This window comes from Paenarthrobacter sp. NPDC091669 (assembly GCF_044756725.1).
Classification (GTDB): Bacteria; Actinomycetota; Actinomycetes; order Actinomycetales; family Micrococcaceae; genus Arthrobacter; species Arthrobacter bambusae_C.
In genome coordinates this window covers 441,041-465,014 of the sequence record NZ_JBIVTK010000002.1, presented here as the reverse complement: position 1 = coordinate 465,014, position 23,974 = coordinate 441,041, and the positions used below count along the sequence as shown (strand labels likewise).

Below are 23,974 nucleotides of genomic sequence, written 5' to 3'. Positions count from 1 at the left end.
CCTCAGGGTGTGTTCTGGCGGGTTTCGTCCGCGGAGAGCTGGGATTCGAACATCCGGAAGTAGCGGCCCCTCAAGGCCACTAATTCCTTGTGGGTCCCCTGCTCCGCGATGCGGCCGTCTTCGAGCATGTACACGATGTCTGACTTCTCGATGGTGGCAAGGCGGTGGCTGATGGCGATGATCGTGCTGCTCCTGTCAGCGAAGAGCCGCGTGAAGATGCGGTGCTCGGCCAAAGCGTCGATGGCCGAGGTAGGTTCATCCATGACCATGAACGAGGCGTCGCGATAGAAGTTGCGTGCCATGGCCAGACGCTGCCATTGGCCCCCGGACAGGCCGCTGCCCTTGCGCCCGCGGGGATCCTCCATCCAGTTGCTCACATGGTTTTCCAACCCATTGGGCAGTTTGTTGATGAACTCCATTGCTTCAGCATCCGAGGCTGCCCGCCGGATACGGTCGTCATTGCGTGGCTGGTCCACGTCGCCGAGGTAGATGTTCTCCGCGGCGGTCGCGAACTCGTACTTCAGGAACTCCTGGCTCAGCACGGCCAGGTGCCGGTGCCAGCTGGTGACATCAATCCCCGCCAGGTCAACGTCGTCCAGCAGCACTTGGCCCGAATCGGGACGATACAAGCCCGCCAGGATACGGATCAGCGTGGACTTTCCAGCCCCGTTCTCGCCCACGATCGCAATGTGCTGGCCAGCCTGGATGGTCATGGAAATACCCTTGATGACTTCAATGTCACTTCCGGTATAGCTGAACCGGATGTCCCGCAGCTCCACCGTTCCGGGCGACGAAACCAGCGGTTTCCCGTTGCCACTGGGAACTGGCAGGGCCATGAACAGTTCATAGTCCTTGAGGTTGGCGAGGTCCTCGTCAATGGAACTCAGGGACGATACGAGGCTATTGGCCGTGGACAGGGCCCGGCTGACGATCTGCTGCACGTAGAGGAACTGACCCACGGGCTGTGCCCTGGCGATGATTTGCCCAACGACCCAAATCAAGGACACCACCTCGGCGCCGTACTGCAGTGAGTCAGCAGCCAACTGTTTGGGAATATACCGCTTTTGGAAATCCAGGCGCCGCCGTTCGTCAACATCCCGGAGCCTTGACCTGAGGTCCATGAGGTAGCCCACGATTCCGTAGAGACGCATCTCGGCAATATGTTGGGGCCTCAGAAGGTTCTGTTCAATCATTCGGCGTTGGCGGCGCGAATCCACCTGGGTGTTCCAATGCGCGATTTGTTCGCGCGACAGTTTGAACTGCAGATACACACTGGGCACGATCGCTACCAGGACAATGACAGCGATCCACCAGCTCACCAGGACCAAGGCACCGATGGCGAGGATCACGGACACCAGTTGGGTGAAGATTGCGGCGATCCTGTCCAGCACCCGCGCGTAAGAATCGGAGAACCGCTTGGCGCGGTCGTAGAGATCCACCGTTTCTTTGTCGTCATAGCGCCAGAACTCAAGGGCCAGGAATCGCTGGTACATCATGTCGCCCACGATCGCGCCCACCTTGAAGCTCATGAGCTGCTGGATGTAGCGGTCCACGCTGCTGAAGGCACCCCAGAATAAGCCCAGCGCCGCAGTGATGATGACGTACAGGATGGCCTGCGGACCGGCGTCGGGATCTCCTGCGTAGCCGGCCGCCAGGGCTGTGGTGGTGAGCGCGGCAAAATAGGTGGTGACCAGCGGCAGCGTCGCTGAGATCAGCGAACCAAGCACCTTCATGATCACCGCGACGGGCGAGGCTTTGAAGCTCACCTTCAGGACTTGTCCGACGGCGCGTGCGTACGGCCGCAGCGCCAACTTTCGGGGCGGCGTCTTGCCCGGTTGGGCCGGGTTCAGCCGAATGGACTCCGGATGCCGCGGTTGCGCGGGCTTTTCAGACATGACCCCAGCCTATTCTCATGGGCCGACATTTCTGCCGGAGCGGTTAAACAGCTGTTCCCCGCGGAAATGCCTCCGCGGGGAACAGCTGTTAATGCAGGTGATGGATCAGCGTGAACCGTAGTTGGGTGCTTCCACGGTCATCTGGATGTCGTGGGGGTGCGACTCCTTCAAGCCTGCCGGTGTGATCCGGACAAACTTGCCACGCGCTTTCAGCTCGGGGATGGTGGGTGCGCCCGTGTAGAACATGGTCTGGCGGAGGCCGCCCACCAACTGGTAGGCCACTGAAGCCAACGGTCCGCGGAAGGCTACCCGGCCTTCGATGCCTTCAGGGATGAGCTTGTCATCGCCGGAGACGTCAGCCTGGAAGTAGCGGTCCTTGGAGTAGGACGTGTTCTTGCCACGGGACTGCATGGCGCCCAGGGAACCCATGCCGCGGTAGCTCTTGAACTGCTTGCCGTTGACGAAGATGAGATCGCCCGGGGACTCCTCGCAGCCAGCCAGCAGGGAGCCGAGCATCACGGTGTCGGCACCGGCAACCAGTGCCTTGCCGATATCGCCAGAGTACTGCAGGCCGCCGTCGGCAATCAGCGGAACGCCTGCCGGGATGGCGGCCTTGGCGGATTCATAGATGGCGGTGATCTGCGGAACACCGACACCGGCAACAACGCGGGTGGTGCAGATGGATCCCGGACCCACGCCTACCTTGATGCCATCGGCCCCAGCGTCGATCAGTGCCTGGGCACCTTCGCGGGTGGCAGCCTGACCGCCGATGATGTCCACGTGGGCGGCAATCGGGTCCGACTTGAGGCGGCGGATCATGTCCAGCACGCCTTGGGAGTGGCCATTGGCGGTGTCCACGAACAGCGCATCCACGCCGGCGTCGATCAGCTTCATGGCGCGCTCCCAACCATCGCCGAAGAAGCCGATGGCGGCACCCACGCGCAGGCGGCCTTCGTCGTCCTTGGTGGCCAGCGGGTACTGCTCTGCCTTGGTGAAGTCCTTGGTGGTGATGAGGCCCTTGAGGCGTCCCTGCTCGTCAACGAGGGGAAGCTTCTCAATCTTGTTGGTAGCCAACTTGTGCGAGGCTTCCTCGCGGCTGATTCCCACATGCCCGGTGATGAGCGGCATTTTGGTCATGGTGTCGCTGACGCTGCGCAGCGGGAATTCCGATTCCGGAATGAAGCGGGTGTCGCGGTTGGTCACGATGCCCAGCAGGCGTCCGTCGGTGTCCACCACGGGAAGGCCGGAAACGCGGTAGCGGGAACACAGTTCGTCGAGTTCTTCCAGCGTGGCCTGGGGGCCGATGGTCAGCGGGTTGGTGATCATGCCCGATTCACTGCGCTTGACGCGGTCCACGTGCTCGGCCTGGTCGTCGATGGACAGGTTGCGGTGGACCACGCCCAAACCGCCCTGGCGTGCCATGGCGATGGCCATGCGGGACTCAGTCACAGTGTCCATCGCTGCGGACAGCAGCGGAGTCTGCACGGAGATCCGCTTGGAGATGCGGGAGGAGGTGTCGGCGTCGGACGGGATGACGTCCGTGTGGCCCGGGAGCAACAGGACGTCGTCGTATGTGAGGCCAATAAAGCCAAAGGGATTGTGTTCGGGCTGGGTCATGAGTGTGCGCCTCTTACCTGGATTCTGGGGGCTTAACTGGTAGGGGTTGCAACTGATGACCAGCCCGTCATTACGGGACTGGCCTGTGCATTAGGGTACCTGTGCAGAAGGTATTGGATAAATACTAGAACCTCCGCGCCGATCGCCATATTCCGCGACGCCCCAGTGTGAGCAAGAGCACTGGACTTAGTCGCCGGACCAACCGGTGGCAGCAAGGAGCCGCTCCTCGAACATGGGGATCATGCTCTGCACGTAGGTTTTGGTGAGGTGGTTATCGTCCTTGTAGACGTAGACGTTGCCCACTACTGCCGGACAGGTGCCCTGTTCGCAGATGAAGTCGCTCATGTCCATCAGGTAGAGCCGGTCCACTTTGCCCACGTAGTCGTCCAACGGCGACGACGCTGCCAGGGACTCCTCCAGCGGGGCGTTGCAGTCCGGCGAATCCGGGCCCTTTTTCTGCACGCACTCGGGCATGTTGATGCTGAAGCGGGGGTTATCGCGGACGCCAACAACGTCCATGCCTGCATCGGTGAACGGCTGGATGCCTTCAAGGTAGCCCGGCACTTCGGTCTCAAAGGGCGCTGTGGCATGGGTCAACGACGCTACCGTGAACACGGCATCCGGCTGGTGTTCCATGACGTAGGCGGCGCTTGCCTTGTTGAACTCGTTGCACTCCTCGGTCCGTTCAGGGGACTCGGCACCGAACCGGCAACTGCCTTTCAGGAGCGTCACCACTTCCCACCCGTGCTGCTTGGCGATGGGGCCCAGCGCAGCCATGTACTGCTGGGCGTGCGAATCACCGAGCACCACGATTTCCTTGGTGACTTCCTCGGGTTCATCGTTTTGGAGGCAGCCCTCCAGCAAAGGGTCCGTGGGCACGTTGTCTCCAGTGCACAGGCCGTCAATGTCCGCCCATTCGTCCTTCATCGCGGCCGGCGCCGGGATGATCATTGCTTCCTGGGTCGGTTCACCAACGAACTCCGGGGACAACGCTGCTGCTCCCGGAGTCAGTTCCTTGGGCTGGCCGGCGATCGCCGCGCTTTCGGATGCGATGGCACCCTGCCAGACAGTAACGGGTATTGCCAGGAGCGCGCCACAGGCGGCAATCACGACGGCGGCACGCCAGGACCGCACGTCGGGCCACTTCCAGTGGCGCATGGGAACCTCCACGTATTTGGTGGTGGCAACAGCCAGCACCATGGAGAAGGCCATGATCCCCAGCCCTTGGAGGAGGCTGGGCGTGGTGGTCCCGGAGACCAACAGGAAGAACACCAGGACCGGCCAGTGCCACAGGTATAGGGCGTAGGAGTTATCCCCCACCAGGACCAGCGGCCGCGAGCTCAGGATACGGTCCACGCCAAAACGGCTGGTGCTCTGCCCGGCGATGATGACCGCCGCCGCAGCGAGCGTCGGCCAGAGCGCGATGAACCCGGGGAAGGACCGGTCCACGGTGAGTACCAGGCCGCAAGCGAGCATGGCGGTGATACCGGCCCACCCCAGGAAGACGCGGAGCCGGCGTCCGGGTTTCAGATACGGAAGGGCCAGGGCGAGCAACGACCCCAACGCGAACTCCCAGAGGCGCGCACGGGTGTCGAAGTACGCTACCGCCTGGTTGTTGGTGGTTTCCTCGATGGAGAACACCAGGGACGCAGCGAAGATGACCCCGAACACCCAAAAGAGGAGGGTCCTATGGGCCAAGGCCTTCCGGTCCGGGAGGAGCTTGGCCAACTGCGGCTGCAGCAAAGCAACGGCAGCGAAGACCAACGGCCACAGGATGAACACCTGCCCCTGGACGGACAGGGACCAGAAATGCTGGAGCGGGCTCGCCCCTGAATGGTCCTGTGCGTAGTAGTCAACGGCCGTGTCTGCCAGTTGCCAGTTCTGCCGGTACAGCAGCGAAGCCCACGCCTCGGCAAGGACATCCGGCCAACGGCTCTGCGGGATGAAGGCCCACGTGGCGGTCAGGACCCCCAAAAGGACCACGACGACGGCGGGCAGCAGCCGCTTGAAGACGTGCAGCCAGTGCCGCAGGAGCCTCAGTGGCTTCCGGTCCTCGAGTTTGCGGGTGAAGGACAAGGTCAGCAGGAAAGCCGAAATGAGCAGGAAGACGTCAACCCCGCCGGAAACCCGGCCGAGCCAAATATGATAAGCGGCCACCATCAGTACAGCCAGGGCGCGCAGGCCCTGGACCTCCGGGCGGAAGCCGGGCTTCGCCGTCGTGCGTTTCGCCTGAACAGGTACGGTCACAGCCGTCGGAGCGTCCATCATGGCTGCCACCCGGTAGCGGCAAACCACCTTTCCTCAAACATCTCGGCCATGCTGGTCACATACGTCCTGGACAAGTGGTTGTCATCCAAATACACGAACACGTTTCCCACCACGCTGGGGCAGGTGATGCCGTCGCAGAGGAGGTCGGTCATGTCCAGGAAGGCTGCGTTGCCGAACGTTCCCTGCACAGCTGCGAAGGGGCTCTCCGCGGCCAGGACCTCGGGCTGGTCGGACCTGCAATCGGCGCTGTCCACGCCTTTGGACAACGCACATTCGGTGACGTTGTAGTCAAAGCGGGGGTTGTCGCGGATGGCAACCACCTCGATTCCGAGGTCATTGAAGTTGGTCACCGTCTGCTCAAAGCCGTACACCAACTCCTCATCCGGTGACGACGGCGACGCCTTTGTGCCCACCATGAAAACGGTGTCCGGCGCCTTCTCCGCTGCGTAGCGGAAAGCGGCTGCGTTGAAATCATTGCAACCCGCATCGGCATCCGGGTTCTCCGGCATGAAATGGCATCCGCCCAGCAAGAGGGCAGTCACCTTCCAGTGTTCAGCCTCGGCCAAGGGGCCAAGCGCGGCCAGCCACTGCTGGGAGTGGGAGTCGCCCAAGACCAGGATTTCCCTGTCGGCGTCCTCCCCCACGCCATTCTGCTGGCACTTGTCCTGCAGTTGCTTGTCCTCCGGCTTGGCATCGCCCTCGCACGGACCCGACAACGTTGCCCAGTCTTCCGGAAGTTGCTCTGCAGTGGGCAGCGTCTTGGCGCCATCGCTGACCAGGTCCACGTAGCCGGGGACCAGCGCGTGGGCGCCGGGGTTGTCGTTGAACGCCTGGGCCTGGGCTGCTTTGAGGTCCAGGTCCTGCTTGTATTGGAAACCCACCAACGGCGCGCACGCAACGGCAAGGCAGGCTGCGATGGCGATGGCCGAACGGCGGCGCTTGACCTCGGGCCACTTCCATTCCCGGAACGGCTTCTCCACATACTTGGTGGTCAGGAATGCGAGCACCAGCGACAAAGCGATGATGACCGTTCCAGAGAGCCAGCCTGCGTGATCCTTGCCGCTCCATGCCAGAGCGATCACCAGGATGGGCCAGTGCCACAAATAAAGAGCATAGGAGTTGTCGCCCAGCCGGACCAGGAATCTTGAACTCAGTATCCTGTCCACGCCCAAACGGCTCCCGGTTTGGCCGGCGGCAATCACGGCAACAGCAGCCAAAGTGGGCCACAGGGCAACAAATCCAGGGAATGCCGTCTGCACCTGCAGCAGGACGCCGCAGCTGAGCATGGCGGCCACGCCGACCCATCCCATGATGACCCGGACAGGCTTGGCGAAGTTCAACCCCGGAAGAATCAGCGCCAGCAACGTGCCCAGGGCGAACTCCCAGAGGCGCGCAAACGTATCGAAGTACGCCACAGCCTGGTTGGTGGCCGTGAAGATGACGGAGTAGGTGAGGGAGAGGACAAAAATTATCGCAAAAACGTAAGCGAGAGTGGCCCGGTACCTCAAGCTGAACCGGCGGCAAAGAACTGCGACGGTGGCGAAAATGACGGGCCACAGGATGAACACCTGGCCCTGGATGGAGAGGGACCAGAAGTGCTGGAGCGGACTGGCGAGGCTGTGGTCGGTTGCGTAGTAATTCACGGCCAGGCCCTGCAGGAGCCAGTTTTCGAAGTAGAACAGTGAAGCCCACGCCTGGTGGACCACCTCCACCCACCGTGTGGGTGGAAGGAAGGTAAACGTCGCCGCGAGCGTGGCCAGGAGAACCACCACGACGGCGGGAAGCAGCCGCCGGAACAGGTGCAGCCAGTGCCGCAGCAGATCCATGGGCCTGCCCTGTTTATAGCGGCCGGTGAACTGCAGCGTCATGAGGAAGGCTGAGATCAGGAGGAACACATCCACGCCGCCGGAAACCCGTCCGATCCAGATGTGGTAGCTGACCACCATGAGGACGGCAAGTGACCTAAGACCCTGGATCTCAGGGCGGAATTTCGACTTTGCAACGGGTCCGGAAGACCGCCTGCCGGCGCGGGCAGGGGCTGGGATCGTTGGCATAGTCACGTTAGGCAGTTCCTCAAAAGCTGTGGCACAAAGCATCAATCATACGCGGTTTAGTGGCCCCACCCCAGTCGGGACCATCTCTTGGACCGCCTTCCGAAGGTCAATTACGTCAGGTCCAGCTATGCATTTTCCCAGTCCCGCCTGTGCGTGGCCTGTGCCCGAATCACGGCCAGGGGCACGTGATGGAACTACGCTGGAGCCGGGCCGAAGGAAGGAAATCCATGATCGTGCAACTGCGCCTTTGCGTGCCAACGGAGATGTCCGAGGCCGTCGTGAAGTGTTGCACCGATAACACCGGAGCCGCCGAGGTAGCCGTCCACAAAGATGCTTCCGTGGTGCCACCTGGCGACGTGATCACCGTTCAGATCGCCCGGGAATCCGCGGAAGAACTGATCGAGCGGCTTCATGAACTCAAGGTTCCGGACCTGGGCTCCATCTCCATATCCTCACCGGACCTGGTCCTGTCCAAACGAGCTGACGACGCCGAGGCAGCCGCGCCCGGAGAATCGGCCGACGCCGTCATTTGGGACGAGGTTTCCAGGCAAACCGGCGAAGACTCAAAACTGACGTGGAGCTTCCTGGCATTCCTGGTCATTGCGACGCAGTTGGCGGCGATCGGCATTGTGACCGATTCAACGATCGCGATTGTGGGCGCAATGGTGGTGGGACCCGAGTTCGGACCACTCGCTGCGTTGGCCGTGGGGCTGGTGGAACGGAAGTGGCGATTGGTGCGTGGCTCGTTGCTCGCCCTGAGTGTGGGTTTCCCCCTCTCGATGCTGGTCACGGCAGTTGCAGCGTGGCTCTCAGTGCCCCTCGGGTTGTTCCCCGAGGACACGCTGGAAGGGGGATCAGCCGTGGAATTCATCTACCATCCGGGTCCGTACTCGCTGATCGTGGCAGCACTCGCAGGAGCTGCGGGCATGTTGTCCATGATCAGCCACCGGTCATCAGCGCTGGTGGGTGTGTTCATTTCCGTCACGACCGTTCCGGCTGCAGGCTACGTTGCCGTTGCGTTGGTTTTGGGTGAATACAGCAAAGCGGCCGGATCAGCGATGCAGCTGGCACTCAACCTGGTGGGCATCGTGTCAGCTGCGGCTGCGGTCTTATTGTTCTACCGGTTCATCGGCAAGCGGGTTTCCTTGTCCCGGCGACCGTCCGGGTCAGGACGTCGCTCCGTTGCCAACCGGCGGGCCAGGTAGCGGGCGTCCCGGCAGACTCCGGGAAGCGTTGCCGAGGCTGCCGCGAAGAGGAATTCCTGACCGATGAAGAACACGCCGGGTACGTCGTCTGCTACTCCCCTGGTCTGCCTCGGCTCACCCTGTTCGTCGAAGACCGGCAGTTTCACCCACGAGTACTCCTCCTGATACCCCGTGCACCAAATAACGTTCGCGACTTCAACCTTTGTCCCGCCGGCCACGACCGGCAAGCCTTCCGAAACCCCCGCCAGCCTTGGAACCAACTGCACTCCCGCGGCGGCCAGGTCCTTGGTCTTGGTCCGGATCAGCGGCGCCGCCATGGATTTGAACCCCGGGGCAGCTTTGCGTCCGATCGGCGTGTTGAGCGTTAGCACCCGGACGCCCAGGAACTTCACTACCGGCAGGGCGAAACGTGCTGCTGCCCGACCATGCTTCATGGGCATTTCGCCGCTGGGCTTCCCGGCAAGAACGGTGGGATGCGACGCTCCAACGTCAAGGGCGATCTCCGCCCCCGAGTTCCCAAGCCCCACAACCAATACCGCTCCGTCCCTCAACTGCCCCGGGTTCTTGTAGTCCTGGGAGTGCAACTGCACTATGTCCGGATCCAGCTCCCCTGCGAACGCGGGCCGTTTCGGAAGACGGTGCCCGCCGGTCGCAATCACCACGTTGCGCGTGCGCCACAGCCGGTCCCCTGCCGCGACAACAAACCCCTCTCCCTCGGATCTGATTTCCTCCACATGGACACCGGACACGAAGGGGAGGTCAAAGCGACGCACATAATCCTCCAGATAGTCGGCCAGTTGATCTTTGGTGGGGAAGGCAAGGCGGTCTCCGGGAAAAGGCCAGCCCGGAAGCCCGTCGTATTTGGCGGGCGTGAACAGCCTGAGGGAGTCCCAGCGTTGACGCCAGGCATCCCCTGGTCTTCCATGCTGATCCAGAATGAGGAAGTCCCGGCCTTCCTTGGCCAGCCAGTAGGCGAGCGCTAGTCCGGCCTGGCCACCTCCCACGATGACGGTGTCTACCTCTTGAAGCTGGATCGATGTCATGATGCGCTCCTTTCTTGTTGCAATGGATACTTTGTTGTTTGGTCCAAGCGGTCAATGAACCACATGCGGTATGTGAAACCCGCAGGACTGGCTTCGCGCACCTCAGACGGCCCGACGTCGGGCGTCTTCCGGTACCGCAGGCACCACGCGAGCATCAGTGCCGATGCCACCACATAGAAGGCGTGCAGAAGCCATACAGGGCCGGCCGGAAGATCGAAGACATAGAACGAGTGCACGGCATTGGCGATGTTGGTCAGGGCAATGTTCCCCAGACTGTAGGAGGCCATATCCTTCGTTCGGACTGCCTTGAGAAGCATGGGCAGCATGCTGGCGGCGAAGAGCACGGTTGAAACGGTGCCGGCAAGCAGTGGAATGTTCATAGGGCCAAGCTATGAGCCCAGCCCCTCCCGTCGCGTCGGCAGAATGACGCATTCGGTTCCACACGGCATGGGTATTTCTGCGCAGTAAGTGATGGAGGGTTCAGTGGATCAGGCCATGCTCGAAGGCGTAGCCCGTGGCGGCGGTCCTGGACGGCACAGCAAGTTTGGACAGGATGTTGCTGACGTGTCTGGCCACGGTCTTTTCGCTGAGATATAGCTCCCTGGCGATTGTACGGTTCGCGTGGCCACTGGCAACGAGCTGCAAGACTTCCAACTCACGGTTGGTCAGCGGAGAACTGCTCTGACGTTTCTCGCCCGTGAGTTCCAAGACATGGGCCACTGCAGGAGCCGCACCGAGATCGGCGAACTCAGCTTTGGCAGCTTCAAACTCCATGGCAGCCGAGTCCGGATCTCCCAGCTGCGAGCAAGCACGCCCCGCCAGGACCCTGCAACTGGCCGCGCCGTAGGGAGCCTCCAAGCTGTACCAAAGACGCCACGCCTTTCTCGCCACTGACAGGGAAGCGAGCGGTTTGCCCTCGGCCAGCAGTACATTGGCTTCTGCCTGGCCAGCGAGCGCCTGCTCCAGGGGCTTGCCTCCGCCTTCCAGGGACCCGAACTCGTCAGCGGCTGCCCGCGCTGCCTTGACGTCTCCGGCAGCAAGTTCGACGTCCACGACGGCGGGGAGGAGCCGACGGCGGTTGGCTGGGTCAGAATGGGAAAGGGCACGGCGAAGCATGGACTGCGCTTGTGGCTCTTTGCCTTGCCTGGCGAGGACGAGTGCCAACCCTGGCAGGGCCTCGAATCCGGTCTCAGCGGCCTTGGCATAAGCTGCCATGGCTTCATCGTCACGGCCCATCAGACGAAACAGCTCGCCCTGGAGGTACCACGCGCCCCACATTGCTTCCGGATCGCCATGGCGGGAACGTTCTTGGGCGATCAGGAGTGCGGCCGTGGCATCCTCCCAGGCCCCGTGCAGGATGAACAATTCAGCCCTATGCGACTGGCACTGCCCGCTGAACATGACCATGTCCGGCTGCTGTCCGCACCACCGGGCAAGTGCAGCTGTCCACTCGTGGGCACGCTGGACGTCCAAAGTCAGGCGACAGCTTCCGATGACTGCGCAGTAGATAATGCCGGACGGAATGGGCGACACTTCGCCGGCGGTCACGGAAACCATTGCGTCGTCCAGGAACTCCACGCCTTCATCGGGGAAACCCAATGCGATCCGTGCTGTACCCACGCCCAGCTGGCCCAAGGCCGTCAGGTCCCGGTCGTGGAAGCGCTGCCCCACAGCCAAGGCGCGGCCAAAAAGCTCGTTGCTGGCTTCCGGATTTCCCCCATACAGCGCTCCCAGCGCCGATGGGATCAGGAGGTAGCCCTCCGCTTCGGTGGGGTCATCCATCCCATCCACCAGCTGCTTGGCCCTGGACATCCAGCCGGAACCACGTGCGGTTTCCCCGAGGTTCATGAGGTACAGGACCAGCCATGCAGCGCAGCGGGCCGCTCCGGCGATGTCCCCCACGGTCACGTACTCGTCATGTGCCCGCGTCAGATAGGCCACACCCTCCGATTCCTTACCCAGGAGCATGGCAACCGAGGCAACAAGCTCGATGTCCTGGGGAGGCAGGCCGCCCTCGGTATCCGCCCGGGCGAGGCAGTCCAAAGCATCGTTCCAGCGATGCTCGAAGAACGCCGAGCGTCCGAGATCCAAGGTTGTGGCCGGCATAGTCGTTACTCATCCCGCGACCGGGAACAGCCCGGTTGGCGCACCCAAGCCGCCGTATAAGCGTCAGGTTACTGCCGTCGTCGAACGCTCACAATAGCTTGGGCAGGCGCGCCTGCCGGCCGCCCCCAAGACGCACGAAACCCCGGTCACGCGAACGTGACCGGGGCTCCAGTAAAACAGGCTGCTAGTGGCTGTGGCCTGCGTGTGCGTCTTCTTCCTCAGCCGGCTTCTCGGCAACCAGGGTCTCGGTGGTGAGAACCAGGGCAGCGATGGAAGCGGCGTTGCGGAGAGCCGAACGGGTGACCTTGACGGGGTCGATCACGCCAGCGGCGATCAGGTCCTCGTACTCGCCGGACTTGGCGTTGAAGCCGTGGTTGGCTTCGAGCTCGGAGACCTTGGCAACAACAACGAAACCGTCGAAGCCGGCGTTCTGGGCGATCCAGCGCAGCGGCTGAACCAGGGCGCGGCGGACGATGCCTACAGCAGCAGCTGCGTCACCTTCCAGTGCCTTGACGGCCGGGGACTCGTCCAGTGCCTTGAGGGCGTGGATGAGAGCGGAACCGCCACCGGAAACGATGCCTTCTTCGAGGGCTGCACGCGTAGAGGAAACAGCGTCCTCGATGCGGTGCTTCTTTTCCTTCAGCTCAACCTCGGTGGCTGCGCCAACCTTGATCACGCCGATGCCGCCGGCCAGCTTGGCCAGGCGTTCCTGCAGCTTTTCCTTGTCCCAGTCGGAGTCCGTCCGGGTGAGCTCAGCGCGCAGCTGTGCAACGCGGTCAGCCACATCCTCAGCCGTGCCGGCGCCGTCAACGATGGTGGTGTTGTCCTTGGTCACCGTGATGCGGCGTGCGGTACCGAGTACCTCGAGGCCAACGGTGTCCAGGCTCAGGCCGAGGTCCGGGGAAACAACCTGGGCGCCCGTGAGCGTGGCGATGTCCTGGAGCATGGCCTTGCGGCGGTCGCCGAAGCCCGGAGCCTTGACGGCAACAACGTTGAGCGTGCCGCGGATGCGGTTGACGATCAGCGTCGAGAGGGCTTCGCCTTCGATGTCCTCAGCAATGATGAAGAGCGGCTTGTTGGCCTGCAGGGCCTTCTCCAACAGCGGCAGGAAGTCCTGCAGCGAGGAGATCTTGCCCTGGTTGATCAGGATGAGGGCGTCCTCGAGGACGGCTTCCTGGCGCTCTGCGTCGGTGACGAAGTACGGGGACAGGTAGCCCTTGTCGAACTGCATGCCCTCGGTGAGGACCAGCTCGGTCTGCGTGGTGGAGGACTCTTCAATGGTGATGACACCGTCCTTGCCAACCTTGCCGAACGCTTCGGCGAGGAGCTCGCCGACTTCGTCGCTCTGCGCGGAGATGGCAGCGACGCTGGCAACCTGGGTGCCTTCAACTTCGCGGGCGTTCTCCAGGAGGCGGGCTGCGACGGCTTCAACGGAAACCTCGATGCCACGCTTGATCTCGCCCGGAGCGGCGCCGGCGGCAACGTTGCGCAGGCCTTCCTTGACCAGGGCCTGTGCAAGCACGGTGGCCGTGGTGGTGCCGTCGCCTGCGACGTCGTTGGTCTTGGTGGCTACTTCTTTGGCCAGCTGTGCGCCAAGGTTCTCGTAGGGGTCGTCAAGCTCAACTTCACGCGCGATGGTGACACCATCATTGGTGATCGTGGGAGCGCCCCACTTCTTGTCCAGCACGACGTTGCGGCCGCGCGGGCCAAGCGTCACCTTGACAGTGTTGGCGAGCTTGTCGATACCGGCCTCAAGAGACCGGCGGGCAGCATCGTTAAAAGCAAGCTGCTTTGCCATGGTTGTGTCCTTTCAAGACAGAAAACCCGCACCGCTGACGGTCGGAAATGATTTCCAACGCGACGGCGGTGCGGGGCTCCGGGAAGTTACTTTACGACGATCGCAAGGACGTCGCGGGCGGACAGAACGAGGTACTCGTTGCCGCCGGTCTTGACTTCGGTTCCACCGTACTTGGAGTAGATGACGACGTCGCCAACAGCTACGTCAACCGGTACGCGGTTGCCGTTGTCATCGAAACGGCCGGGGCCGATTGCAACAACTTCGCCTTCCTGCGGCTTTTCCTGTGCGGAGTCCGGAATAACCAGGCCGGAAGCCGTGGTCTGCTCTGCTTCGAGCGGGCGAACAACAATACGATCCTCAAGAGGCTTAATCGAGACCGACACTCGGACTCTCCTTTTCATGAGCTGATTCATGGACTAAGAACTGGGGTGCCGGAGCGTACATCCGCCGTCGCGGTGCCGGAAGACGCTTGGCATTTATTAGCACCCTCCGGGGGAGAGTGCTAACTAGACTCTATGTAAATCGTTAGCACTCGGTCAAGGTGAGTGCCAGCATTTCGTCATGGGTGAACGTGGGTCACCGTCCCGTGAGGTCATCGAGGTCGTAGTCCTGGCCGTCGTCATCCTCGTCCAGCGGGGCATTGCCGCGGTTCCGGTACAGGAGCACAGCGGCCGCAACAGCAACGACGGCGGAAATCACCAGGGTGATAATCCCACCGGTGCGGGCGCCGCTGTAGAGCTCGCGGATGTCCCGCGCTTCGTCGGTGGCGTCGTTGACGCTTTTCCCGGCGACGGAATAGGTGGCGGCATTAAACGAATCCAACGCGAAGATAATGATCAGCAGACCGAGGCAGACCACCGCGATCACGGCCCCCGCTATGAGGGCGGGTCGCGCGAACTTCATCATGGTGGAGGGGTGCGGGGCTGCGGTGTCTTCCATGAAAACAACCCTATCCGGCTGATTCGCCCGTCACGTTGTCAAGTGTCGCGCCGTTAGGCTTGATTCCATGCCTCACGCACCGCAGGAACAGATCGCACCCTTGCTGACCACTGAAGGATGGGAACTCCTGGCATCCTTGGGGCCCTACCGCGAGGCCGACGCTTTCAGCACCAACGCGGATCTCCGCAAAGCCGGCCACTCCGCCGAATTGGTGGCTGCAGTCCTGACGCAATCACGGCTCCGCACCCGGGCCGAGGCCAAGTTCGGCGAGTTCGCCCGGCAGATGTTGTTCACCCAGGCAGGCTTGGAGCAGGCCACACGGTTGAACGTCGCAGCCCGGCACGCCGAACGCTTCGCCAAGGCCGGCATCTCCCATGTGGCCGACCTCGGATGTGGCCTCGGCGCCGATTCCATGGCCATGGCGTCCATGGACATCTCAGTGACAGCCGTTGAGATGGACGAAACCACTGCCGCCTGTGCCACCATCAACCTCATTCCGTTCCCGCACGCCACCGTGGTGCACACCGATGCCACGTCCGTGGAGCTGGACGGGATCGACGGCGTGTGGCTGGACCCTGCACGCCGCACGACGTCTACGTCGGGGACCAAGCGGATTTGGGACCCTGAGGCTTTCTCTCCGCCCTTGTCCTTCGTCGAGAAGCTGGCAGCAACCGGACGTGCCATCGGCGTCAAAATGGGGCCCGGCATCCCCCATGACTCCGTGCCCTCCGGCTGTGAGGCCCAGTGGGTCTCGGTGGGCGGGGACGTCACCGAAGTGACGCTGTGGTTCAACGCCGTAGCCCGCCCCGGCGTGCGCCGCGCGGCCTTGGTCATCGGCAGCCAGGGCGCGGCTGAAATCACCAGCGGCGAGGACTTCGACGCCGGTCCGGCAGCCGCCGTCGGGCCTGTTGAAGGTTTCTTGTACGAACCCGACGGCGCAGTGATCCGTGCGGGCCTTGTGGCCGACATCGCCGAAAGGCTGGGCGGGCATCTGGTGGACGAGCACATCGCCTACATCTGCGCGCCGGAACTGCACGACACGCCTTTTGCCCGCGCCTACAAGGTGCTTGAGGTGATGCCTTACAACGTCAAGGCCCTCAAGGCCTGGGTGAAAAGCAATGGCATCACCGTGCTGGACATCAAGAAGCGCGGCACGGCAGTGACTCCCGAAGAGCTGCGCAAGCAATTGCTTCCCGCCAAACCCACAAAGGGCAAGGATGCAAAAACAGCCACTCTGGTCCTCACAAGGATCGGCGAGGAAAGAGTGGCTGTTGTGGTGGAGCCGGTGTCGGCCTAGCACGTCAGCGGCGGGAGAACTCCGAGGCTTCGCGGACCTGCCCGGCACTGGGGCGCACACCCGTATAGAGCACGAACTGTTCTTCGGCTTGGATGGCGATGACCTCGGCGCCGGTGATGACCTTCTTGCCGGAAGTTCTTGCGGCGGTGATGAGCGGCGTCTCCGAAGGCAGGGCTACGACGTCGAACACCACCTGTGCAGCAGCAATGGTGGCGTCATCGAAGGATTGGGCCGTTTCGTCCGCACCCGCCATTCCCAGAGGGGTGACGTTGATAATGAGGTCCGCTGTTGAGCCGTTGACGTCGTCCTGCCAGCCGAATCCGTAGAGGTCCGCCAGCGCACGGCCGGTGGTTTCTTTGCGGGCCACGATGGTGACGGCAGTGAACCCTGCGTCCCGAAGCGCTGCGGCTACGGCCTTGGCCATGCCGCCGGCGCCCCTGAGAAGGACAGTGTGGCTGCTGGGAACCTGGTGGTCCTTCAGGAGCCGGGCAATGGCGATGTAGTCCGTGTTGTAGGCGGTCAGGACGCCGTCGTCGTTGACGATGGTGTTCACCGAATCGATGGCTTTGGCTGAAGGGTCCATCACGTCAACCAGCGGGATGACCGCTTCTTTGTAGGGCATGGACACCGCGGCACCCCGGATGGGGAGGCCGCGGATGCCCGCTACCGCGAGGGTGATGTCAGCGGGGGCGAACGCCTTGTAAACAAAGTTCAGGCCGAGCAGATCGTACAGATAATTGTGGAACCTGGTCCCGATATTGCTGGGCCGGGCCGCAAGCGAAATGCACAGGGACATGTCTTTGTTCAGGATTGGCATTCCCCCATTAAACGCCCTCTTGGTAGAGCCGTGTATTCACTGCGTTTACCAGCAGCGAGGTTAGCCCTGCCGCGCCTTCATTCGCGGGTTGTTCTTGTTGATGACGAAAGTACGCCCCGCCTGCGCACGATCTGGGCGCCGGGGATCTTCTTGAGGGCTCGCAGCGAATTCCTGACCTTCATGGTGTTTCTCCTTTGATGTGGGTGTTGGGTCTCGGACTAGAGGGCGTCGCTGAGTTCCAGGGGGTCGTCCCAAACTCCAAAGTCCAGCTTCATTTCGGCCTCCGTCAGTTGGCAGCCGTCCAGGAGCTCGCGGATTTCCGTAGGGTCGATGTCCTCGGAACGTCCAGTGACGGCAAGGACGGTGCCGCGGTCGCCGTGGCGTGGGTGCCAGTCCAGGAACGCGTCGACGTCGGCGCCGGCCTTTCCGGCGGCCCCCTCGCCAGGGCCGGATCCTGCTGAGTCGGCCAGCCAGTTCCCGGTACTTTCGAGCCAGACCCTGGGACCTATACCCTGGACGGCGATCCGCCGCGTGGGCGCGGAAGCGATCCATAGCCGGCCGCGCAGCCAGTGCGTACCGATGGCCAGCTGTGGCAGCGCATCACGGAAGCGTCCCGGGTGAAGGGGACGGCCCGTCTTGTGGAGCACGGTGCGGAAGGAACCCGGAGTTTCACTCAGGGGCACACGCACGACGCCGGGCCGGTTACGTGCCGCTGCTTCAGCGTCGTCGAAGCAACCCGGCCGGAATTCCCCGGCCGACCCGACGACGTTGGCATGGGGTGCCAACTGGCCCAGCAGTTCCAGGCCAAGGAGCCATGCTTCCGATCCTTCACGCGGGTCCCCGGTCAATACCGCTCCCAGACCCGGGGAAACCATCACGGTATCCACTTGGCCGAACTCACCAATCAGGAATTCGCCACTGGTGCGCTCATCCTGGGGCATGGAGGTGAAGCCGGATTCGAACAAGGTGTGGCGGTCCCAGATGTGGTCATCCAAATCGGCCGGGTCCATGGCCAGCACCGCATTGTCCATGACAGCGGGACGGCTCAGTCCACGGCGGAGTTCCGCGACGGCCATTCCGGCAGCGACGCCCGGCGGGAGGCCCAGGACCACGTGGTCGAAGCCGCACGCGGCGAGGCGTTCCGCCGTCGGGACTACGTCAAGCCGGACGGTGCAGCTAAGGCAACCATGCTCCAGGACCGTGGTTTCGCGTTCGAACAGCTGACCGCCCCGATAAACGCGTCGGAGGACCAGGGAACCGTCCAGGAGATCGTGGAGGACCACCACGGAGTTCTCATGGGTCCGGCCAAGCCTTGCGGTGGCTGCCTCGCGGCATTGGCTGTCCAGGGAACTGACTACTGTGAGGTGCATGGCAAGAGTCTAATGCGAACCGTTCTCATTAGCAAACGACAGCGTGCTTTCGCCGGCGGTTCCTGTCGATATCACCGGCGTTCCGGCTGCATTAGACTTGATCCGACCGCTGGCGGCCCCTCAGCGGGGAACCGCGCCCGGCTGACACGAAACAATGACGGGACTGAGGGGACTAAGTGCAGATTGATTTTGCGCCATCCAGGCAATCGACACTGGGTGTGGAATGGGAGTTGGCGCTCGTCAATGCACGCACCGGGGAACTGGTATCAGTAGCGAACGATGTCCTGAAAGGCGTCGCCGCCAACCACCCGGACCTCAATGAGGACGACGAACACCCCCATATCAAGCGCGAGCTGCTCCTCAACACCGTTGAACTTGTCACCGGCATCTGCGAGACGGTCAAGGATGCCAAAGAGGACCTTGGCCGCTCCCTCGCTGCGGTCCGCGAAGTCACCGATCCCATGGGCGTTGAAGTGTTCTGCGCAGGCAGCCACCCCTTCAGCCCTCCCCTGCTCCAGCCCGTCACGGACAAAGAGCGCTACGCCAAGCTGATTGAGCGGACCCAATGGTGGGGACGCCAAATGGTCATCTACGGCGTCCACGTCCACGTGGGCATCGACCGCCGGGACAAAGTCCTCCCGATCCTCGACGGCCTGGTCAATTACTTCCCGCATTTCCAGGCGCTGTCCGCCTCAAGCCCCTACTGGGCCGGGGAAGAAACCGGGTACGCCTCCCAGCGTGCCCTCATGTTCCAGCAGCTCCCCACCGCCGGGTTGCCCTTCCAGTTCGAAACCTGGGAGGCGTACGAGTCCTACGTCCAGGACATGTTCACCACCGGAGTCATCGACTCCACGTCCGAGATCCGCTGGGACATCCGGCCCGTCTCAAACCTGGGCACCATCGAAATGCGCATCTGCGATGGCCTGGCCACACTTGAAGAAGTGGGCGCCATAGCTGCGCTGACCCAGTGCCTGGTGGACGAGTTCTCCTCCACCTTGGACGCCGGCGGCAGCATCCCCACCATGCCGCCATGGCATGTGCAGGAGAACAAATGGCGTGCCGCGCGGTACGGCATGGAAGCCATCATCATCCTGGACGCCGAGGGCAACGAGCAGTTGGTCACCGAACACCTCGCGGAAACCGTTGCACGGCTTGAACCCGTGGCGGAAAAGCTGGGTTGCTCCGAGGAACTGGCAGACGTCCTGAAAATCATCGAACGCGGAGCCAGCTACCAGCGCCAACGGCGGGTTGCTGCTGAGCACAACGGAGACCTGCAGGCAGTGGTCATGGACCTCGTGCAGCAAATGCGCAAGGGTCCGGACGCCTGATAGTTGGAGACTGTGCCTGCCTGGGGCGCGAACCTAGGCAGGCACTGACACCGTAGTCACCGGCATGGAGGAATCCGGCGCAAAAGCTATTCCGCTCGGGCCAATGCCGGCCATGATCAGCTGGGCACCGAGGGCCGCAACCATGGCACCATTGTCCGTGCAAAGGTCCAGCGGCGGAACGTGAAGTGTGATCCCGGCCGAGGCACAGCGTTGCCCGGTCAGTTCCCTCAGACGCGAGTTGGCTGCAACTCCCCCGCCCAGCAACACATCCGTGATGCCGTGCTCCTTGCAGGCCAGGACCGCCTTGGAACTGATCACGTCCACCACGGCTTCCTGGAACGCCGCGGCGATGTCTGCCACGGGCACTTCCTCGCCACGGGCCTCGAACTGTTCAACGCATCGGGCCACAGCTGTTTTCAGGCCGCTGAAAGACCAGTCATAGCGGTGCGGGCCCTTCTCCTCCGCAGTACCCATGTACTTGGGCTGCGAGAGGCCGCGCGGGAAGCGGATGGATTTGGGATTGCCCTGGCGTGCCAGTTTGTCGATGGCAGGTCCACCCGGGTAGCCGAGGCCGAGGATGCGGGCCACCTTGTCATAGGCTTCGCCCGCGGCGTCGTCGATGGTTGAGCCCAGCAGCTCAACGTCATCGGTGATGCTCCGGATCCGCAGGATTTCCGTGTGCCCACCCGATACCAGCAGCGCACCAAGGTTCTCGGGCAACTTTCCGGCACCCGGGCCGGCGGCAGCCCCGGCGTCGTGCTTGTTCTCCGCAGGCTTTCCTTTGGAGGCGGGCTGCCGGTCCAGGAGCCCGACGCCGACGTGCGCCACCAAGTGGTTAATGGCGTACAGCGGCTTGCCGGTGGCAACAGCCAGCGCCTTCGCGGCACAGACCCCCACCATCAGCGCGCCGGCGAGGCCCGGTCCGGAGGTGACGGCAATGGCATCAATGTCCTCCAACGTGACACCAGCCTCATGCAGGGACTCATGCAAGGTGGGGACAAACGCGTCCAGGTGCGCACGCGAAGCGATCTCCGGGATGACGCCCCCAAAACGTACATGCTCTTCCATGGACGAGGACACCGTGTTGGTGAGCAGCGTGGTGCCCCGCACGATCCCTATACCGGTCTCGTCGCACGAGGACTCGATGCCGAGCACCAATGGTTGCTGGGGCTGTTCCGGATGAGCGCCGCTCACGCTGTGTCTCCTTCGTGGGGTTTGTTCAGTTCAAGCCGCATGATCAGCGCATCCGTGCCGTCCCGGTAGTAGCGGGGTCGGACGTGGATCTGCTCGAAGCCGAACCGCACGTACAGTTGCTGGGCCCGGGGGTTGTCTGCCCGGACCTCCAGCAGGACGTCCGCCGCCCGGCGCCGCCGCGCTTCGTCAATGAGCTCGGTCAAGACGGCTGAGCCGATGCCCTTGCCTTCAAACTCAGGCACGACGGCGATCGTCTGGACGTCCGCGATCGGCTCGATGCACATCAACCCTGCATAAGCCACGATCTCCCCGGCGACCTCAGCCACTACATAACGGCGGGTCTCGGGCTGCGCCAATTCATCGAAGAACATCTGCAACGGCCACGCGTCCACGGGGAACAGCCGGCGCTCCAGGGTCTCCACTGCCGGGATATCGGCTTCCGTCATGTCGCGCAGGGAAACCCCTGCGAGCTCAAGCTTGGGTGACAATTTCACAGTTCGCGTCCCATCACAGCGCACGCTTCCGGGGCCCGGGAACCTGCGCGTCGGATTCCCGCAGATACAGCGGAGTGGAGTCCAGCAGCGCCTGCCCGGCGGTGAGCTTGGCCAAGGCAAACTGGCCCAGCGATGCTGCGTCGGGCTGGGTCCGGGCAAAGTCCTCGTTGGCCTTCAGGACATCGGCGTACAAACCTGCGCCGGCACCAAACACCGGCAAGTCCGGAAGCCCGGAAGCGAAACCCACATGCGGCCCGTCAACAAGCTCCGGCAGTTGGCCATCTGCCAAGGTGTACCGCGCCCAGTAGACCTCCTTGCGCCTGGCGTCGGTGGCCACCAGGAATTCAGGAGCAGCGGACGTGGACCCGGCCACCTCAAGGGCGATCGCATCCAGGCTCATCAGGCCATACAGGGGCTTGTCCCAGACGAAAGCCAAGGTTCGGGCGGTCGCAATCCCGGAGCGCAGGCCCGTGAACGGGCCCGGTCCCACACCAGTGACTATTGCGTCGATATCGGCGCCCGTGACTCCCGCTCCGGCCAGGAGCTTTTCGATCCCGGGAGCCAGGACTTCGGCATGGCTGCGGGTGTCCTCGGTAGCGAAGGAATCCACCACGCTTTCCATGGCGTCGTCGGAAATCAGTGCGGCACTGGCCACCGCGGAGGTGTCTATGGCCAGGATCAGCATCAGTTGCCTTTCTCTGGTGACGGGGTTTCAAGAAGCCGCGGAGCTTCGGCCCAGCGGGGACCGTATCCACGGAAAACCAGTGTGCGGGGTTCGTCGTCGTCATCGGTATCGAAGTCCATGACGTCACCGGCTGCCGCGACGGCGGTTGCCGGGTCTTCCCCGCCAACGGACCTGTGCAGGTCAACCTCCAGGCGGCTGTCCGAGAGGTGCTCCACCCGGTCCCGGCCCCACTCCACCACGGTGACCGCGGTGTCCATGGTGTTCTCCAGATCGATGTCGTCGATCTCCGCTGCCGATTCCAGCCGGTACGCATCAACATGGACCAGGTCCGGGCCGCCGGGCCTGGGGCCATCGGCCTGATTGGGGTGGATCCGGACCAACACAAACGTGGGGGAAATGATGCCGGAACGGACGCCGAGGCCTTCGCCAAGACCTTGGGTGAACGTCGTCTTACCCGCTCCCAGTTCGCCGGTCAGGACCAGGAGATCCCCGGCCTCAAGCACCCCACCCACAGCTGCTGCGAGCGCATGCGTCTGCTCCGCCGTCGTGACCGTCAGGGTGCGTTCCCATTGGGGTTCGCTCACAGCGCTGCCGTCTCTGTTGCGTGGCCGGCAGCCTGGTGTGTCCCTGCCTGCGCAGGCACCTCGTTGACATAGGTGCGCGGCACCCGCGGGCTGATGCGGGTAACAATTTCGTAGTTGTTGGTCCCCGCGGCAGCGGCCCAGTCGTCAGCGGTTGGACCGCCGTCGGCACCGTTGCCGAGCATGACGGCTTCCGCGCCCTTGAACGCGGCTGCCTCGTCGGGCGTCAGTGCTCCGAGGTCGATGACCATCTGGTCCATCGCGATCCTGCCCACCACGGGGTAGTTGGTGCCGTTGACGCGGACCGGGCCTCCGGTGCCAATGCGCGGGACACCGTCGGCGTAGCCCAACGGCACCAGGCCCAGCATGCTTTCCCCGCTGGTCCGGTAGTTGAGGCCGTAGGAGACGCCCTGGCCTTCGGGTACCTTTTTGCAGTTGGACAGCAATGTCCGGACCGTCATGGCAGGATGCAGGCCAAGTTCGGCAGAGGTTGCCCCTTCGAAGGGCGAGAGTCCGTAGATGCCGAGGCCCACGCGCACAAGATCGAAGTGTGAGTCCGGGCGGGACAGCGTGGCAGGGGTGTTGGCGATATGCCGGACCTCCATGTCCACTCCGGCGTCCTCGGCCATGGCGATTGCTTCACGGAAGACGGCCAATTGCTCATCGGTTTCGGGGCGGTGCGGCTCGTCAGCCACGGCGAGGTGCGAGAAGATACCCACCACGCGCAGCAGGCCTTGATCCTGGTACTCCATGGCCTGGCCAACCAGTTGGTCCCAATCGGCTATGGGGCAGCCGTTACGTCCCAGGCCGGTGTCCACCTTGAGGTGGACGCGTGCGGGCCGTTCCTGTTCGCGGGCTGCAGCGACCACGGCGTCCAACTCCCAGCCGGAAATTCCGACGTCGATGCCGGCGGCGACTGCCGCTTGGAAGTTGCTTTCACGGGTGTGCAGCCAGGCGAGGAGCGGGGCATCCACTCCGGCGGCGCGCAAGGCGAGCGCCTCGGAAATGTGCGCGACACCGAGCCAGGCTGCCCCGGCGTCGAGCGCTGCACGTGCCACCTGCACGGCTCCATGACCGTAAGCGTCCGCCTTCACTACGGCCATGACCGTAGCAGGGGACGCAATGGCGACGAACTGACGCACGTTGTGCCGCACGGCTTCGAGGTCAATCACGGCGGAGCGTTCCAGCACCGCCGACTTTGCTATGGAGGCTTTCGACCCGATACCGATATCTGCAGCTGCTTCGTAAGTCACCCTAGAGATTCTAGTGGTGCCGGTGAATTC

20 protein-coding genes and 1 pseudogene are annotated in these 23,974 nt (G+C 63.1%); 3 read left to right on the top strand and 18 right to left on the bottom strand.

The window, feature by feature from the left end:
* Positions 1-2: 2 nt before the first annotated feature.
* The 4 genes from ACIQLI_RS05100 to ACIQLI_RS05085 form a co-directional block, all read right to left on the bottom strand.
* Entirely contained in the window at positions 3-1,895 is a 1,893-nt protein-coding gene (locus ACIQLI_RS05100; RefSeq protein ID WP_400385631.1) for an ABC transporter ATP-binding protein, read from the bottom strand.
* Positions 1,896-2,000: 105 nt separating this feature from the next.
* Positions 2,001-3,512 carry an IMP dehydrogenase gene (guaB, locus tag ACIQLI_RS05095; RefSeq protein WP_207594189.1) on the bottom strand — a complete coding sequence of 504 codons (1,512 nt, stop codon included), beginning with the start codon at positions 3,510-3,512 and terminating at the stop codon, positions 2,001-2,003.
* Between the two features lie 186 nt (positions 3,513-3,698).
* On the bottom strand, positions 3,699-5,780 hold the full coding sequence (locus ACIQLI_RS05090) for an acyltransferase family protein (RefSeq protein WP_400385628.1): 2,082 nt from the start codon (positions 5,778-5,780) through the stop codon (positions 3,699-3,701).
* Positions 5,777-7,834, bottom strand: coding sequence for an acyltransferase family protein (locus ACIQLI_RS05085; RefSeq protein WP_400385815.1), 2,058 nt, complete (start codon positions 7,832-7,834; stop codon positions 5,777-5,779). The genes ACIQLI_RS05090 and ACIQLI_RS05085 overlap by 4 nt, the downstream gene beginning before the upstream one ends.
* A 227-nt stretch (positions 7,835-8,061) precedes the next feature.
* Here ACIQLI_RS05085 and ACIQLI_RS05080 point away from each other — a divergent pair, with 227 nt between their 5' ends.
* A complete protein-coding gene (locus ACIQLI_RS05080) occupies positions 8,062-9,039 on the top strand; it encodes a DUF389 domain-containing protein (protein ID WP_400385625.1) in 978 nt (325 codons plus the stop codon).
* Here ACIQLI_RS05080 and ACIQLI_RS05075 read toward each other — a convergent pair.
* The 6 genes from ACIQLI_RS05075 to ACIQLI_RS05050 form a co-directional block, all read right to left on the bottom strand.
* Positions 8,952-10,082, bottom strand: coding sequence for a flavin-containing monooxygenase (locus tag ACIQLI_RS05075; protein ID WP_400385622.1), 1,131 nt, complete (start codon positions 10,080-10,082; stop codon positions 8,952-8,954). The genes ACIQLI_RS05080 and ACIQLI_RS05075 overlap by 88 nt on opposite strands.
* Positions 10,079-10,462 carry a hypothetical protein gene (locus ACIQLI_RS05070; protein ID WP_400385619.1) on the bottom strand — a complete coding sequence of 128 codons (384 nt, stop codon included), beginning with the start codon at positions 10,460-10,462 and terminating at the stop codon, positions 10,079-10,081. Before ACIQLI_RS05070 ends, ACIQLI_RS05075 begins: the two co-directional genes overlap by 4 nt.
* 100 nt (positions 10,463-10,562) lie before the next feature.
* Positions 10,563-12,188 (bottom strand): LuxR C-terminal-related transcriptional regulator, encoded by a 1,626-nt coding sequence (locus ACIQLI_RS05065; protein ID WP_400385616.1) that lies wholly within the window; start codon positions 12,186-12,188, stop codon positions 10,563-10,565.
* A gap of 184 nt (positions 12,189-12,372) precedes the next feature.
* The gene (gene groL, locus ACIQLI_RS05060) at positions 12,373-13,986 is read right to left on the bottom strand and encodes a chaperonin GroEL (RefSeq protein ID WP_089595752.1); all 1,614 of its coding nucleotides are present in this window, start codon (positions 13,984-13,986) and stop codon (positions 12,373-12,375) included.
* An 86-nt stretch (positions 13,987-14,072) separates the two neighbouring features.
* Positions 14,073-14,369, bottom strand: a complete 297-nt coding sequence (groES, locus tag ACIQLI_RS05055; RefSeq protein WP_011775524.1) for a co-chaperone GroES — start codon at positions 14,367-14,369, stop codon at positions 14,073-14,075.
* A gap of 193 nt (positions 14,370-14,562) precedes the next feature.
* Positions 14,563-14,925 carry a hypothetical protein gene (locus ACIQLI_RS05050; RefSeq protein WP_354230593.1) on the bottom strand — a complete coding sequence of 121 codons (363 nt, stop codon included), beginning with the start codon at positions 14,923-14,925 and terminating at the stop codon, positions 14,563-14,565.
* A 67-nt stretch (positions 14,926-14,992) separates the two neighbouring features.
* Between ACIQLI_RS05050 and ACIQLI_RS05045 the strand changes: the two genes are divergently transcribed.
* Entirely contained in the window at positions 14,993-16,222 is a 1,230-nt protein-coding gene (locus tag ACIQLI_RS05045) for an SAM-dependent methyltransferase (RefSeq protein WP_400385612.1), read from the top strand.
* Positions 16,223-16,226: 4 nt separating this feature from the next.
* Here the strand turns inward: ACIQLI_RS05045 and ACIQLI_RS05040 are convergent, their stop codons facing one another.
* From ACIQLI_RS05040 to ACIQLI_RS05030, 3 genes and pseudogenes are all read right to left on the bottom strand, one after another.
* The gene (locus ACIQLI_RS05040) at positions 16,227-17,039 is read right to left on the bottom strand and encodes a shikimate 5-dehydrogenase (RefSeq protein ID WP_400385609.1); all 813 of its coding nucleotides are present in this window, start codon (positions 17,037-17,039) and stop codon (positions 16,227-16,229) included.
* Positions 17,040-17,099: 60 nt separating this feature from the next.
* A pseudogene (gene ykgO / locus ACIQLI_RS05035) lies at positions 17,100-17,221 on the bottom strand (type B 50S ribosomal protein L36).
* 36 nt (positions 17,222-17,257) lie between these two features.
* Positions 17,258-18,409, bottom strand: a complete 1,152-nt coding sequence (locus ACIQLI_RS05030) for a GTP-binding protein (RefSeq protein ID WP_400385606.1) — start codon at positions 18,407-18,409, stop codon at positions 17,258-17,260.
* Between the two features lie 176 nt (positions 18,410-18,585).
* On the opposite strand from ACIQLI_RS05030, the gene ACIQLI_RS05025 reads away from it, so the two are divergent.
* A complete protein-coding gene (locus ACIQLI_RS05025) occupies positions 18,586-19,737 on the top strand; it encodes a glutamate--cysteine ligase (RefSeq protein ID WP_400385604.1) in 1,152 nt (383 codons plus the stop codon).
* Between the two features lie 33 nt (positions 19,738-19,770).
* Here ACIQLI_RS05025 and tsaD read toward each other — a convergent pair whose 3' ends face one another.
* Genes tsaD through alr form a run of 5 tightly spaced genes read right to left on the bottom strand, consistent with a single transcriptional unit; the run spans position 19,771 to position 23,944 of the window.
* A complete protein-coding gene (gene tsaD, locus ACIQLI_RS05020) occupies positions 19,771-20,931 on the bottom strand; it encodes a tRNA (adenosine(37)-N6)-threonylcarbamoyltransferase complex transferase subunit TsaD (RefSeq protein WP_400385601.1) in 1,161 nt (386 codons plus the stop codon).
* Positions 20,928-21,425 (bottom strand): ribosomal protein S18-alanine N-acetyltransferase, encoded by a 498-nt coding sequence (rimI, locus tag ACIQLI_RS05015; RefSeq protein ID WP_089595758.1) that lies wholly within the window; start codon positions 21,423-21,425, stop codon positions 20,928-20,930. Before rimI ends, tsaD begins: the two co-directional genes overlap by 4 nt.
* A 13-nt stretch (positions 21,426-21,438) precedes the next feature.
* A complete protein-coding gene (tsaB, locus tag ACIQLI_RS05010; protein ID WP_354230578.1) occupies positions 21,439-22,110 on the bottom strand; it encodes a tRNA (adenosine(37)-N6)-threonylcarbamoyltransferase complex dimerization subunit type 1 TsaB in 672 nt (223 codons plus the stop codon).
* On the bottom strand, positions 22,110-22,694 hold the full coding sequence (gene tsaE / locus ACIQLI_RS05005) for a tRNA (adenosine(37)-N6)-threonylcarbamoyltransferase complex ATPase subunit type 1 TsaE (protein ID WP_400385599.1): 585 nt from the start codon (positions 22,692-22,694) through the stop codon (positions 22,110-22,112). The genes tsaB and tsaE overlap by 1 nt, the downstream gene beginning before the upstream one ends.
* Positions 22,691-23,944, bottom strand: coding sequence for an alanine racemase (alr, locus tag ACIQLI_RS05000; RefSeq protein WP_400385597.1), 1,254 nt, complete (start codon positions 23,942-23,944; stop codon positions 22,691-22,693). Before alr ends, tsaE begins: the two co-directional genes overlap by 4 nt.
* Positions 23,945-23,974 lie beyond the last annotated feature (30 nt).